Below are 14,390 nucleotides of genomic sequence, written 5' to 3' on the forward strand. Positions count from 1 at the left end.
CCCGTCCAGACCGCCATCTATATTGTAAAATTAGAACGGAACAAGGTTTCGTCTTTTTTTATGCAGTTTAATAATCAGCAGCTTTTTGCTCATTTGTAATAAATCAGGTAAACTACATATGAAATAGCATCCTTAGGAGAGATCCTAAGGTTTTTTTGCACATAAATAAGGTAAAATGAAGATATGTGCCACAATGTTAAAATAAAAAGGTGATTGAATGAACCAATTCGAACGAAAGACAACCAATTCGGAAGAGACTTCCCAAATCGCTGCAAGATTGGCTGCGTTCCTACAGCCTGGGGATGTGATTGCACTTGAAGGTGATTTAGGTGCGGGAAAAACAACTTTTACAAAGGGATTGGCGCAAGGATTAGAAATCAGGAAAACGGTAAACAGCCCGACTTTTACAATTATTAAAGAATATAAGGGGAAGCTGCCATTATATCATATGGATGTCTACCGAGTTGCAGATGCCTATGAAGACTTGGGTTTTGATGAGTACTTTGAAGGCGATGGTGTCACGGTGGTGGAATGGGCACATTTAATTGAAGAGCAGCTTCCAGCGGAAAGGCTAACCATCTTCTTGTACAGAGAAGAAGACGACCAAAGAAGAGTGGTATTCGTCCCTCAGGGAAAAAGATACGAGCAATTATGTAAGGAGATTTTTTCATGACCATATTAGCGATTGATACTTCTAACTATGCGTTAGGAGTAGCGCTTTTAGAAGAGAATCAAGTACTAGGTGAATATATAACCAATTTAAAAAAGAACCATTCTGTTCGGATTATGCCTGCTATTCAAACACTCATGAAAGATTGTGAGCGCGTGCCTGCAGATTTAACTAAGATTGTGGTAGCCAAAGGCCCAGGATCCTATACAGGAGTAAGAATAGGGGTAACCATTGCTAAAACGTTAGCATGGACCTTAAACATTCCACTGGTAGGTATTTCAAGCCTTGAAATATTAGCATCAGGTGTCAGCCGTTATTTTGATGGCTATGTTTCTCCTTTATTTGATGCGAGAAGGGGACAAGTTTATACCGGCTTATACCAAACTCAAGGTAATGAACTTCTTGCGGTTAAAGAGGATCGCTTAGTCATGTTAGCAGAATGGGCTGGATCTTTGAAAGAGACGGGGAAATCGATTTTATTTATCGGAAATGATTTATCACTCCATCAAGCAACAATCGAAGCAGTCATGGGATCACAAGCCGTTTTCGCGGTTATAACGGAACATAATCCACGTCCATCTGAATTGGCCTTTCTTGGGAAGGATAAACTTGGAGAGGACATTCATTCTTTTGTTCCGAATTATATCCGTTTAGCTGAAGCAGAAGCGAAATGGTTAGAAGCGAAGGAAAAAAATTTAAATGGATAGGAATAGAGAGTTATGGTAGATTCATTTGTTTTCCGCAAAATGAGGGAAGAGGATATTGATCAAATCTTAGAAGTTGAACATGCTTCCTTTACCACTCCTTGGAGTCGTGAGGCTTTTTATAATGAATTACACAATAATCGGTTTGCTGTTTATCTTGTTCTAGAGGAAAATAATCAAATCCTCGGCTACTGCGGGGCATGGATTGTGATTGATGAGGCCCATGTTACGAATGTAGCAATCTTACCTGAGTTTAGGGGCAGAAAGCTTGGGGAAGCTTTATTGAGTAAAATGATGTCAGTCGCCCAAGAGATGGGAGCAAAGAGCATGACATTAGAAGTCCGTGTGAGCAATCATGTAGCACAATCTCTTTATCGAAAGCTAGGTTTCCAAAATGGCGGAATCCGTAAAAATTATTATTCAGATAATCAGGAAGATGGTTTAGTGATGTGGGTAAATTTATGAAAAAAGATCAATGGATTATGGGAATAGAAACAAGTTGTGATGAGACCGCAGTGGCTATCATTAAAAATGGCCGCGAAATTGTTGCGAATGTGGTTGCCTCGCAAATTGAAAGTCATAAACGCTTTGGCGGTGTAGTCCCAGAGATTGCCTCTCGCCATCATGTGGAACAAATTACGATTGTAACAGAGGAGGCATTGAAGCAAGCAGGTGTTACATTTGCTGAGATCGATGCGATCGCGGTTACAGAAGGCCCAGGATTAGTCGGTGCCCTATTAATCGGTGTTAATGCGGCGAAAGCTTTGGCCTTTGCTCAAAATAAACCACTTGTACCTGTTCACCATATTGCAGGACATATCTATGCCAATAGGCTGGTAACAGAAATGAAATTCCCGCTCCTCGCTCTAGTCGTTTCAGGCGGGCATACCGAGTTGGTTTATATGAAGGAACATGGTCATTTTGAAGTAATCGGGGAAACACGGGATGACGCGGCAGGTGAGGCCTACGACAAGGTTGCCCGAACATTGAATATGCCGTACCCTGGCGGACCGCATATTGACCGATTAGCGCAGGTTGGAAATCCAACCATTACCTTGCCTCGGGCATGGCTGGAGGAAGGGTCCTATGATTTTAGCTTTAGCGGCTTAAAATCAGCTGTTATTAATACTGTTCATAATGCAGAGCAGCGTGGGGAGGTCATTACCCCTGAAGACCTGGCAGCCAGCTTTCAAGCAAGTGTGATTGAAGTGTTAGTAACCAAAACAGAAAAGGCTGTTGCGGAATACGGTGTGGAGCAAGTATTAGTTGCAGGCGGGGTGGCTGCAAATAAGGGGCTGAGAAATGCATTAGAAAAAGCCTTTTCAGAGAAACCAGGAATTGAATTAGTCATTCCGCCACTACCGTTATGTACGGATAATGCAGCGATGATTGCTGCGGCGGGCAGTGTGATGTTCGAAAAGGGAATTCGAGCAAATTTGACGTTAAATGCCAATCCTGGACTGGAAATCGAATTATATAATTAAAAACTCTTCTGGATAAGAAGAGTTTTTTTGTTGATAAGATTTTTGTGATTTACAATAAAAAAACCACAAATGTGGATAAGTGTTGATAATTCTGTGTATAGTGTGGATAACTAAGGTAATTATTGTGGATATTGTGGAAAAGTTAAAAAAGCATTGAAACTACCCTGTTTACAATGTGTATAAGTTTGTGGAAAAGTGCATGAATTTTATCGTTTCTAAGCATATCGAATGCTGTCGATAACTGTCTTATTCAGTAGAAAAAAACCGAGCAATGCTCGGTTTTTACTCTGCCAGCTCCGCCCATGCCTCCATTAACTGCTCGAGCTCCGCTTTAGCCTGTTCATTTTTTAAGTTGATTTCTAATACCTTTTCATGATCTTGAAAAATATTAGGTTCGCACAATTGTTGTTCGAATTGCTGAATTTGTTCTTCAAGTTCTTCAATTCTTTGTTCAATTTCTTCTAATTTCCGTTGTCGCTGTCGCTCTTGTTTTTTACTTTCCTTATCCTGTTGATAAGTATTTTTTTCTAAAGCACTCATTTGTGCTGACTTTTTTGTTGAAGCGGCCAGGGCAAGGGCTGCGAGTTCTTCCTGCTCTAATTTCTTCTCTAAATAATAATCATAATCCCCTAAATACTCCGTACTGCCATGACGGCTTAGTTCCAAGACTTTTGTAGCAATCCGGTTAATAAAATACCTGTCATGAGAGACAAATAAAATCGTGCCTGGGTAATCGACTAATGCATTCTCAAGAACTTCCTTACTATCTAAATCTAAATGGTTTGTAGGTTCATCAAGGATTAACACGTTAGCTTTTTCCAGCATGAGCTTGGCCAAAGCTAACCTAGCCTTCTCACCACCGCTTAAGGAAGAAACGATTTTTAGGACATCATCGCCAGAAAATAAGAAATTACCAAGTACAGTACGAATCTCTTTTTCATTTTTTAACGGATAATCATCCCACAGCTCATTCAAAACCCGCTTGTTGGATGTTAATTCCGCCTGTTCCTGATCGTAATATCCGATGGAAAGGTTTGTTCCGTAGAGAATGGTTCCGTCTAGGGCAGGCAGCTTTTTAATAATCGTTTTCAAAAGCGTTGACTTACCGATTCCGTTTGGTCCCACTAAGGCGATACTTTCTCCTTTAAAGGCACGAAAAGAGATTGACTCTGAAACCTTTTCGCCCCGATAACCAACAGCAAGGGAATCGACCGTTAATACGTCATTGCCACTTTGCTTTTCAATATCAAACGAGAATGTTGCCGACTTCTCATCACTCAACGGACGGTCCATCAACTCCATCTTCTCCAGCTTTTTACGTCGGCTTTGTGCACGTTTGGTGGTCGAAGCACGAGCTAAATTTCGATTGATAAAGTCTTGCAGGTCAGCTACTTCTTGTTGTTGTTTTTCAAAAAGTTTAAGGTCTCGTTCATAATTTGCTGCTTTTTGATCTAGGTAAGAACTATAGTTACCTGTAAATCGTTGGATTTGCTTACGGGATACTTCATATACCTGCGTAACAACCTTATCCAAAAAGTAACGGTCATGGGATACAATCAAAATGGCCCCGTGGTAACTTTGCAAATATTGCTCCAGCCAGGAAAGCGTATCAATATCAAGATGGTTGGTCGGCTCGTCCAATATTAAGATATCAGGCTTGGTTAAAAGTAGTTTACCGAGGGCAAGACGAGTCTTTTGCCCGCCGCTTAAACTGGATATCATCAAGTCTTTGTTGTGAAAATTTAATCCATGAAGGACAGAGCGCATTTCTGCTTCGTATTGATATCCACCCTGTTCTTTAAATTTCACTTGAAGTTGATCGTACTCTTTGATAATTCTCTCGTATCTCGTGTTGTCTTCAAAAACCAGTGGGTCAGCCATTTGTTCCTCTAGTCCACGAAGTGATTTTTCCATTAAACGAAGGGGTTCAAAAACGGTCAGCATTTCATTCCATATCGAAAATGAGGATTCTAAACCAGTATTTTGAGCTAAATAACCAATTGTCACTTCTTTTGGCTTAATAATTTCTCCGCCATCATGCGACAAATGCCCGGCAATAATCTTTAATAATGTCGATTTCCCGGCTCCATTACGTCCAACTAGAGCCACACGGTCCCGAGTTTGTAATTCGAGCTTAATATTCGATAAAATAAGGTCAGCACCATAATATTTTTGTAGTTGATTAACTTGTAACAAAATCATTTTCATTCACCTCTGATTACATAAATTAAGTGTACCTTATTCCCTGAATGTCGGCAATAAAGGGCTAAGTAGATCGAAAAATGAGAGCCGAAAATCGACAGAAATCTGTTAATTAGTTCAAAGTTTCACACACATAGAAGCAAAAATAGTGTATGATTTGATGGGAGGATTTTTTATATGGCAGAATTTACGCATTTTAATGAAGAAGGCCGAGCAAAAATGGTTGACGTCAGTGATAAGCCTGAAACGGCACGTACGGCACTTGCTCATTCCAGCATTACGGTTAGTAAAGAAATTTATGATAAAATCACTAATAATGAAATGAAAAAGGGCGATGTCCTAGCTGTGGCCCAGGTAGCTGCGGTCATGGCAGCTAAGAAGACATGGGATTTGATTCCAATGTGTCATCCGATTCCATTAACAGGGGTAAATATTTCTTTTGAATGGGAACAGGAAATGCAAGAGAACTATCGTTTAAATATTGCTGCAGCCGTTAAAACGAAGGGGAATACAGGTGTAGAAATGGAAGCGTTAACAGCCGCTTCGGCATGTGCTTTAACGGTTTATGATATGTGTAAAGCTGTTGATAAAGGAATGGTAATCGGACCAACGTATCTTGTCGAAAAAACAGGCGGCAAAAATGGTGATTTCAAGAGAAATGAAAAAGTTAAATAACTGTAACTAAATTATCCATGGGGTGTGGGAGATTATGAGTAACGAAACAATGAAAATACCTCAGGCGACAGCAAAACGGCTGCCCCTCTATTATCGATTTCTAAAAAACCTGCATAGCTCCGGTAAGCAAAGGGTTTCTTCAGCTGAATTAAGTGAGGCAGTAAAGGTGGACTCTGCGACGATCCGCCGTGATTTTTCCTATTTCGGCGCGTTGGGGAAAAAGGGATATGGATACAATGTCAACTATTTGATATCCTTCTTCCGTAAAACCTTGGACCAGGATGAGCTAACCAAGGTGGCCCTAATTGGCGTAGGTAATCTTGGTACGGCATTTTTAAATTATAATTTTTTAAAAAATAATAATACGAAAATTGAATGCGCCTTTGATGTTGATCCTGAGAAAATGGGAACGATGATTCGCGAGGTCCCAGTTTATCACATGGATGAATTAGAGAAGGTTTTATCTGAGGATGATATTACCGTTGCGATATTAACAGTTCCTGCCCCAGTCGCCCAAATGATTACAGATCGGCTGGTAAAAGCGAATGTGAAAGGGATATTAAATTTCACACCTGCACGACTAAATGTCCCGCCGCTCATAAGGGTCCATCATATTGACTTAGCCGTAGAGCTGCAGTCGCTTGTCTATTTTTTAAAGCATTATCCGACGGTGGAAATAGAGGAAGAAGAATAGTCTAAAAGGTCCTTCACGTTTAATCAACGTGAAGGACCTTTTTTTGTATAAATTTAGATAAGAATAAAAGGAAAAATTGGTCTACGTGACCGGAAAGAGCCAGGAAGAGAGAAAAGGGTCACGTAGAAGGGGTCTATATGTGATCGAAAATGGAGAGTCAAGGAAGATAGAAATGTTCTGCTTTTCCGAAAAGGTTAGGGGCGGAGAAAACTTATTCGAGTTGGCCATATATTGTAAAAGTAAGAATAAAAATTAACGAGGACATCCTAATAATTTACATTCACACTTTACAAACGTAACAGTGTTATGTTACATTGTTTTTAGAAAGGGGTTTTCGTGATGAGTGAAGAGCTAATCTCAAAGAAAGACCTATTAGAATTGTCGGGAATATCCTATGGACAGTTGTATAGATGGAAGCGAAAGGACTTAATCCCAGAAGAATGGTTTGTGCGTAAGTCTACGTTTACAGGGCAGGAAACCTTTTTTCCTAAGGAAAAAGTTTTAGAAAGAATCGAAAAAATTCAAACGATGAAGGAAAATTTGTCCTTGGATGAACTAGCAGACATGTTTTCCCCCAATATAACGAGTTTAAATTATAACAAAGATGAATTATTGAAACGTAACATTGTTTCGACTGCAGTTGTTGACTTTTACTTAGAACAGGAAAAGGGCAGTCTGCAATTTAATTTTACAAGGATGCTAGAAGTGTTTGTTTTAGAAAAATTGCTTCAGTCGGGTGAAATAAACCTCGAGGAAGGGAAAATGGTCTTGCAGGTATTAAAGGACCATGCGGAATTAATCAAGCAAAAAAGCTGTGAGCTGGTGATTACTCGAAAGTTGGGGATGTCATCCTGCTTATTGCTTATTAATGCAGAAACATACCATTTCGAACGGGGAACAAAGGTGGTAGCTGCACTTTCACTGATGACCTGTATGGAAGAGATTAAAGCGAAATTATTATAAAGGAGAATGACGATGGATACGAACAGCAGAGGGGACTTGGTGATTAATGGCTTCGGTGCTTCCAACGGCGGGCAGTTCCGTTTGGTTACATTAAACGGAAGAGGAACGGTTAACAGCGATTTGGAATGCATGGAATTTGATTGTAATGGGTCGGGTGTTATTAAAGGAAACATGATTTCAGAACGGGCAAAGGTAAACGGGCACGCAAGGTTTAAAGAAAACTTAGAAAGCCAGAGATTAACAATCGATGGGTCGGTGAGTATCGAGAAAAACCTATTAGTCGAAAAATTAAAAGTATCAGGCAGAGGCTCGGTAGGTGGCAGGGTCAAATGTGAAGAAATAATCATTCATGGTTCCCTTACTGTGGGAGAGGATTGTGAAGCGGAATTTTTTACAGCCGAATCACAGTTTACGATTGGAGGACTTCTAAATGCCGACCATATTGACATAAAGATGTTTGGAGAGTGTAAAGCCAAAGAAATCGGCGGGCAAACGATTTCGGTCAAGGCAAAGGGATCGTCATTTGTCGGCAATTTACTTAAACCCTTTTTTAAACCACAGCTGGAAGCGGAATTGATCGAAGGAGACAAAATTGAACTCCAAAATACAATCGCCAAAATTGTCCGAGGGAACCAGGTATCGATTGGTCCCAATTGTCAGATTGGGCTAGTTGAATATACAGAGGAATTTTCGATGGACAAAAAGGCGATCGTGTCTGAAAACAGGAAGGTTTAAGGGGGGATAAGAGAGATGACTGTAAAAAATGGAAATCTTATTATTAATGGATCGGGTAGTTACCCTGGAGGCTGTTATGAAAAAATCAGTATCCGCGGGGAAGGGACAATTGTTACGGATGTGGAATGTTCAGCTTTCAAAGTATATGGCACAAGTGAAGCCTCGGAAAATGTCAAAACCGGCTCGGTAAAGGTATTTGGTGAAGCTGAGGTCAAACGGAATATGGAAGCCGAGGATACACTTGTGATGGGGACGATGATCGTTGGCGGCAATGCACAATTGAAAAAAATCAAGATTTTAGGATTGCTGGAAGTCGGCGAAGGCCTAACGGGGGATGAAGCAAACATAAAAGGAAGCATATCCGTGAATGGGGATGTGGAATATGAGACCTTCGAATCTAGTGGCGGCTTTGAAATTAAGGGCTTACTGACGGCTGACACGATTAAGGTTGGCCTGCGTTTTGGGCAGAGCTCGGCTGAGGAAATTGGCGGCGGAAAAATAACCGTGAAAAAGAAAAGTAATTCGCTTCTGCCTTTTGGAAAAGAAGTAGGTTCTCTTGTTGCCAAAGTTATTGAAGGGGATGATATCTACCTTGAAAATACCAAGGCAGACATTGTCCGCGGCAATAAGGTGAAAATTGGTCCTGGATGCCATATCGGAGCGGTAGAGTATCGGGGGGACTTTACTCAAGATCCAAAGGCGACGATAAAAACGACAATAAAGATATAAAGGAGAAATGTGATGGTGACAAAGGAAAGTAAATTAGGATGGGTTGTTGCGGGGCTTTTGTTAGGAATATTGATGGCCTCAATGGATAATACCATCGTTGTTACAGCGATGGGTACAATCGTCGGCGATCTCGGGGGACTGGAGAGATTTGTCTGGGTCGTTTCCGCTTACATGGTCGCTGAGATGGCAGGGATGCCGATTTTCGGTAAGTTGTCTGATATGTACGGCCGCAAACGATTTTTTATCTTAGGGTTAATCTTATTTATGGTGGGTTCGGCCTTATGTGGAACAGCTGAAACAATCACACAATTAAGTATCTATCGTGCAATCCAAGGGGTTGGCGGCGGGGCACTGGTCCCGATCGCATTTACCATTATGTTTGACCTATTTCCCCCTGAAAAGCGTGGGAAAATGGGAGGGATGTTTGGCGCAGTTTTTGGATTATCGAGTATTTTTGGTCCGTTGCTTGGTGCCTATATTACCGACTATATCAGCTGGCATTGGATTTTTTATATTAACATGCCGTTAGGGATTCTCTCACTCATTTTTATTACAATTGCTTATAAGGAATCTCCCATTCACAAAAAGCAAATTATTGATTGGTCTGGGGCAGTGACCTTGGTTGGCGCTGTCGTTTGTTTAATGTTTGCGCTTGAACTTGGCGGCCAGAAATATCAATGGGATTCTGCCGTGATTTTGAGTTTATTTGGTGGATTCGGGCTGCTGTTTTTAGTCTTTTTATTGGTGGAGACCAAAGCGAAGGATCCGATTATATCCTTTTCCATGTTTAGGAACCGCTTGTTTGCAGGCAGTACAGTTGTGGGTTTATTTTATGGTGCAGCCTTTATGGCAGCAACGGTGTATATCCCAATTTTTGTGCAAGGGGTTTATGGCGGTACGGCCACTAATTCAGGGTTAATTTTATTGCCAATGATGCTGGGTTCGGTGGTTACGGCCCAAGTGGGCGGCTTTCTGACGACGAAGATGAGCTACCGAAGTATCATGTTGATATCAGGGGTTATTTTGATTGGCGGCTTATTGCTATTAAGCACGATTTCACCCGATACGAAGAGAGCAGTGTTGACGCTATACATGATTATTATTGGTTTAGGGGTCGGTTTCTCCTTTTCTGTGCTCAGCATGGCTGCGATACATCCGTTTGGAATGGAGCAAAGGGGCTCGGCAACATCAACGAGTAACTTTATTCGTTCCTTAGGTATGACGGTCGGAATTACAATTTTTGGTACGATTCAACGCAGTGATCTTAAAGAAGGGCTGAAGGATGCTTTTGCTGGAATGGGGCCGGTTCCAAAGGGGCAGAGCTTTGGAGATTCCCGCGCCTTATTGTCGGAGGCAGCAAGAAAATTAATCCCTCCGCCAATTCTCGACAAAATCACTGAAGCGCTCTCAAGCTCCATTGTCCATACATTCACCTGGGCCCTCGTCCCAGCAGGCTTGGCCTTCCTGTTTATCTTTATCCTCGGGAAAGAACGGATGGTCATTCACCGAAGCGAAAGATCAATATCAGATGGAAAGTAATACAAGTCTTGAAATAATAGTTTAAAAAAAAGTAGCTGAATCAAAAAGGTGCAAAAATGGCCTTTTTGATTCAGTTTTTTGGTATTTGAGACTTACTCACGATAAATAGTGCTGGATATTAGAATGGAGAATGGTTTTTGTACACTTTTTGTGTGCTATCCAGGGGGTTTTTTATTCTATCAGCGAATTTACTTGTTCAATCAGCGAATATGGGAATCCAATCAGCGAATATGGACTTTCTATCAGCGAATTTCATCTTCCAATCAGCGAATTGAAAAAAGCTGACCCCAAAGGTTATTTTTAACCAGCTTTTGGGTCAGCTTCTTATTTTATTTCTTTTTCATCTTTCCTTTGTATTTGAAGTGGAAGATGATCATTTTAAGGCCAGATCCAAAATCAAAAGTAGCCAACAAAATGAGCAGATAGCTGAAAAATCCCCAGCCCTTACTTTGAACATCATCTATGGCGAAGTAGGTAAATAGCCCGCCAAGGAGAAAGTATATTAAACCTGAAAACAAGGGTGAACGTCTCATAGAAATCCTCCGATAAAGTTTTGAACTGCCTCAGCATGTCTTTGCAGTCGTTCAATATCGTCTTTGTATACAGACTGAACCAAGACAACCAAGGTATTCATTGCGACATGAGCAAAAATGGGAACGTAAATTGATTTGGTGATGACATAAAGAAATGCGAACGTAAACCCCATTGCAGAATAAAGTAAAATGTGCTGAAACTCCATATGCGCCGCAGCAAAAATAACCGAACTAATCAAAGCAGAAATAATGAAGTTAAAGCGTTTATGAAGCGAACCAAAAATGATTTTTCGAAACACGATTTCTTCTAAAATGGGTCCAATGATGCTCGTTACAATGATTGCTAACGGAAAGGCCTCAATTATCGTCAGTATATCCTTAGTGTTCTCAGACCCCATTTTGATCCCTAATAGGTTTTCAATGATGGCTGCAACATATTGGGCAAATAGGGCAAGGAAAACGCCAGCAAAGGCCCATAGTATTGAAATACCGACCGAACCGCCCTTCTTGTTGAAATCACGGTTGTTCCTTTCCTTCCGTAAAATAAAAATAATGATTAATAAGGCAATCGTAAAACTGGCTAGGAGCCAGGAAGGAACAGCAAGACGCTGATTAATCCCGAAATGTTTAAAGCCAAATAAAAAAAGTGGTACACCAATTAGACTTGAAAACTGCATCGCAATGTAAACAATTAAGATCATCCAATAATCCCGTTTCAACTATCTAGTCCCCTTTTGATTCTAATTTCTATTTTTGACGAATCGATCATTTATAATCATTCTTTTTAAACGGTTGCCAAATCACTCATTCCTTCTATACATACTATTCTTCATTCTACTCCGAAAACCAGTATGGTTTCAATTTAGAAATACTTTTAAAATAAAGGTATAGAAAACTGTGTTTTTCGCATACTTTATAAGGTTGTCTGTCTAAATGAATATACTTCTAGCAAAGCACCATGTATTTTGGTGCATAAGCCACTGACCTTAACACTATGCTTTTTGATTTTTTTTTGTAAATTTTTATGCTTCACACTTGCAAAAGATTTTGAGATTCATTATTATAATAATTGTGTTAGCACTCATTAATCGAGAGTGCTAATAAGTCAGAATTACATATATCTTTGAGGAGGTTGTTTGATTTGTTAAGACCATTAGGTGATCGTATTATCATTGAGCTTGTTGAATCAGAAGAAAAAACTGCAAGCGGGATCGTATTACCGGATTCAGCGAAAGAAAAGCCTCAAGAAGGAAAAGTTGTTGCCGTTGGAACTGGCCGCGTACTTGAAAGCGGAGAGCGGGTAGCACTTGAAGTGGCTGTCGGCGATCGTATTATCTTCTCAAAATACGGCGGTACAGAAGTAAAATACCAAGGTACAGAATATTTAATCTTACGCGAATCTGATATTCTTGCTGTTGTAGGCGCATAAGATTTTTACTTAAAAAATACTAAGAACTTAAAAGATATGAGGAGGTTTTTAAACAATGGCTAAAGAGATTATGTTTAGTGAAGATGCACGCCGCGCAATGCTTCGTGGTGTTGATGCTCTAGCAAATGCAGTAAAAGTTACTCTTGGACCTAAAGGACGCAACGTGGTTCTTGAGAAAAAATTCGGTTCACCACTAATCACAAATGACGGTGTAACAATCGCAAAAGAAATCGAATTAGAAGATGCATTCGAAAACATGGGTGCGAAACTTGTTGCTGAAGTAGCAAGCAAAACGAATGATGTAGCCGGTGACGGTACTACTACTGCAACTGTTCTAGCTCAAGCGATGATTCGCGAAGGCTTAAAGAACGTAACTGCGGGTGCAAACCCAATGGGAATCCGTAAAGGAATTGAAAAAGCAGTAATCGCAGCTGTTGAAGAATTAAAAGCCATTTCTAAACCAATTGAAAGCAAAGAATCAATCGCACAAGTTGCTTCTATCTCTGCTGCTGACGAAGAAGTGGGCCAATTGATTGCTGAAGCAATGGAGCGCGTTGGAAACGACGGCGTTATCACCATTGAAGAGTCTAAAGGCTTCACAACTGAATTAGATGTAGTAGAAGGTATGCAATTTGACCGTGGTTACACTTCTGCTTACATGGTAACTAATACAGACAAAATGGAAGCTGTCTTAGAAAATCCATATATCTTAATCACTGACAAGAAGATTTCTAGCATTCAAGAAATCCTTCCAGTTCTTGAGCAAGTCGTTCAACAAGGCAAGCCGCTATTATTAGTTGCTGAAGATGTTGAAGGTGAAGCATTGTCTACTCTAGTAGTAAACAAACTTCGTGGAACATTTAATGCGGTTGCTGTTAAAGCTCCAGGCTTTGGTGATCGTCGTAAAGCAATGCTTGAAGATATTGCAGCATTAACTGGCGGTGAAGTGATCACTGAAGAGTTAGGCCGTGAACTGAAAACTACACAAATTGGTTCTTTAGGCCGTGCGGCTAAAGTTGTTGTAACAAAAGAAAATACAACAATCGTTGAAGGCGCAGGAGATACTAATGAAATCGCTGCACGTGTAAACCAAATCCGTGTTCAATTAGAAGAAACGACTTCTGAATTTGACCGTGAAAAATTACAAGAGCGCTTAGCTAAATTAGCTGGCGGTGTAGCAGTAATCAAAGTTGGTGCTGCAACTGAAACTGAATTAAAAGAGCGCAAACTTCGTATCGAAGACGCTTTGAACTCAACTCGTGCTGCCGTTGAAGAAGGTATCGTATCCGGTGGTGGTGTAGCCCTTCTTAACGTATACAGCAAAGTAGCTGAAATCGTAGCTGAAGGCGACGTAGCAACTGGTATCAACATCGTATTACGTGCGATGGAAGAGCCTGTCCGCACAATCGCTCACAACGCTGGCCTTGAAGGATCTGTTATCGTTGACCGCTTAAAGCGTGAAGAAATCGGCACTGGTTTCAACGCTGCAAACGGCGAATGGGTAAACATGATTCAAGCAGGTATCGTTGACCCAACTAAAGTAACTCGTTCTGCATTACAAAATGCTGCATCTGTAGCTGCTATGTTCTTAACAACTGAAGCAGTTGTTGCTGACAAACCAGAACCAGCTGGCTCAGGTATGGGAATGCCTGACATGGGCGGCATGGGTGGAATGGGCGGCATGATGTAATTAGGGTCTAAAAACCCTGTTATATCAAGGTTTCAAGTAAGGTGCGTACAAACTTGTCCGCATTATTCGACAAAAGAAAACCCAAACTAATTAAGAAGGCCTTTCATCAGTTTGCTAAACTGTTGGGAGGTCTTTTCTTTCGTGCTTTGGGTAACGTGAGTATAAATGTCTGTTGTTGTCTTTGGATCCGTATGAACCAACTGTTCCATTACTAATTTAACGTTGCTCCAGCGTGATTCACGTTCTCATTTAACGCATGTGAGAGGTGATTTTTAAATGCTTTATTACATCAGTCTCCTGTATTAATATATTGATTCACTTGTTTCTTTGCATTTTTTTGTGT

General features: G+C 40.6%; 15 protein-coding genes. 12 read left to right on the top strand and 3 right to left on the bottom strand.

Features of this window, described 5'->3' with window-relative positions; translation table 11 throughout:
- The first annotated feature begins 217 nt into the window (after positions 1-217).
- The 4 genes from tsaE to tsaD are packed head-to-tail and all read left to right on the top strand — an operon-like array spanning position 218 to position 2,858.
- Positions 218-673 carry a tRNA (adenosine(37)-N6)-threonylcarbamoyltransferase complex ATPase subunit type 1 TsaE gene (gene tsaE, locus V7121_RS19740; protein ID WP_335547539.1) on the top strand — a complete coding sequence of 152 codons (456 nt, stop codon included), beginning with the start codon at positions 218-220 and terminating at the stop codon, positions 671-673.
- Entirely contained in the window at positions 670-1,377 is a 708-nt protein-coding gene (gene tsaB / locus V7121_RS19745) for a tRNA (adenosine(37)-N6)-threonylcarbamoyltransferase complex dimerization subunit type 1 TsaB (RefSeq protein ID WP_335501836.1), read from the top strand. Before tsaE ends, tsaB begins: the two co-directional genes overlap by 4 nt.
- 12 nt (positions 1,378-1,389) lie before the next feature.
- Positions 1,390-1,839, top strand: coding sequence for a ribosomal protein S18-alanine N-acetyltransferase (gene rimI, locus V7121_RS19750; RefSeq protein ID WP_335501838.1), 450 nt, complete (start codon positions 1,390-1,392; stop codon positions 1,837-1,839).
- Positions 1,836-2,858 (top strand): tRNA (adenosine(37)-N6)-threonylcarbamoyltransferase complex transferase subunit TsaD, encoded by a 1,023-nt coding sequence (gene tsaD, locus V7121_RS19755; protein WP_335501840.1) that lies wholly within the window; start codon positions 1,836-1,838, stop codon positions 2,856-2,858. The genes rimI and tsaD overlap by 4 nt, the downstream gene beginning before the upstream one ends.
- A gap of 282 nt (positions 2,859-3,140) precedes the next feature.
- Here tsaD and V7121_RS19760 read toward each other — a convergent pair whose 3' ends face one another.
- A complete protein-coding gene (locus tag V7121_RS19760) occupies positions 3,141-5,060 on the bottom strand; it encodes an ABC-F family ATP-binding cassette domain-containing protein (protein ID WP_335501842.1) in 1,920 nt (639 codons plus the stop codon).
- Positions 5,061-5,237: 177 nt separating this feature from the next.
- Here V7121_RS19760 and moaC point away from each other — a divergent pair, with 177 nt between their 5' ends.
- From moaC to V7121_RS19790, 6 genes are all read left to right on the top strand, one after another.
- Positions 5,238-5,735 carry a cyclic pyranopterin monophosphate synthase MoaC gene (moaC, locus tag V7121_RS19765; RefSeq protein WP_335501843.1) on the top strand — a complete coding sequence of 166 codons (498 nt, stop codon included), beginning with the start codon at positions 5,238-5,240 and terminating at the stop codon, positions 5,733-5,735.
- A 34-nt stretch (positions 5,736-5,769) separates the two neighbouring features.
- Positions 5,770-6,429 (top strand): redox-sensing transcriptional repressor Rex, encoded by a 660-nt coding sequence (locus tag V7121_RS19770; protein WP_335501845.1) that lies wholly within the window; start codon positions 5,770-5,772, stop codon positions 6,427-6,429.
- 339 nt (positions 6,430-6,768) lie between these two features.
- Entirely contained in the window at positions 6,769-7,392 is a 624-nt protein-coding gene (locus V7121_RS19775; protein WP_335501847.1) for a YhbD family protein, read from the top strand.
- Positions 7,393-7,404: 12 nt separating this feature from the next.
- Positions 7,405-8,127, top strand: a complete 723-nt coding sequence (locus tag V7121_RS19780; RefSeq protein ID WP_335501848.1) for a cytoplasmic protein — start codon at positions 7,405-7,407, stop codon at positions 8,125-8,127.
- 15 nt (positions 8,128-8,142) lie between these two features.
- Positions 8,143-8,856: a cytoplasmic protein gene (locus V7121_RS19785; RefSeq protein WP_335501850.1), complete on the top strand. Its 714-nt coding sequence runs from the start codon at positions 8,143-8,145 to the stop codon at positions 8,854-8,856.
- 12 nt (positions 8,857-8,868) lie between these two features.
- On the top strand, positions 8,869-10,395 hold the full coding sequence (locus V7121_RS19790) for an MDR family MFS transporter (RefSeq protein WP_335501852.1): 1,527 nt from the start codon (positions 8,869-8,871) through the stop codon (positions 10,393-10,395).
- A gap of 329 nt (positions 10,396-10,724) precedes the next feature.
- Here V7121_RS19790 and V7121_RS19795 read toward each other — a convergent pair whose 3' ends face one another.
- A complete protein-coding gene (locus V7121_RS19795) occupies positions 10,725-10,928 on the bottom strand; it encodes a YdiK family protein (protein WP_335501854.1) in 204 nt (67 codons plus the stop codon).
- Positions 10,925-11,647, bottom strand: coding sequence for a CPBP family intramembrane glutamic endopeptidase (locus V7121_RS19800; protein ID WP_335501856.1), 723 nt, complete (start codon positions 11,645-11,647; stop codon positions 10,925-10,927). The genes V7121_RS19795 and V7121_RS19800 overlap by 4 nt, the downstream gene beginning before the upstream one ends.
- A 422-nt stretch (positions 11,648-12,069) precedes the next feature.
- On the opposite strand from V7121_RS19800, the gene groES reads away from it, so the two are divergent.
- Entirely contained in the window at positions 12,070-12,357 is a 288-nt protein-coding gene (gene groES, locus V7121_RS19805) for a co-chaperone GroES (protein ID WP_335501859.1), read from the top strand.
- A 55-nt stretch (positions 12,358-12,412) separates the two neighbouring features.
- Positions 12,413-14,047, top strand: a complete 1,635-nt coding sequence (gene groL, locus V7121_RS19810; RefSeq protein ID WP_335501860.1) for a chaperonin GroEL — start codon at positions 12,413-12,415, stop codon at positions 14,045-14,047.
- The last annotated feature ends 343 nt before the right edge of the window (positions 14,048-14,390 follow it).

This window comes from Neobacillus drentensis, assembly GCF_036962125.1.
In the GTDB taxonomy this organism is placed as follows: Bacteria; Bacillota; Bacilli; order Bacillales; family Cytobacillaceae; genus Neobacillus; species Neobacillus drentensis_B.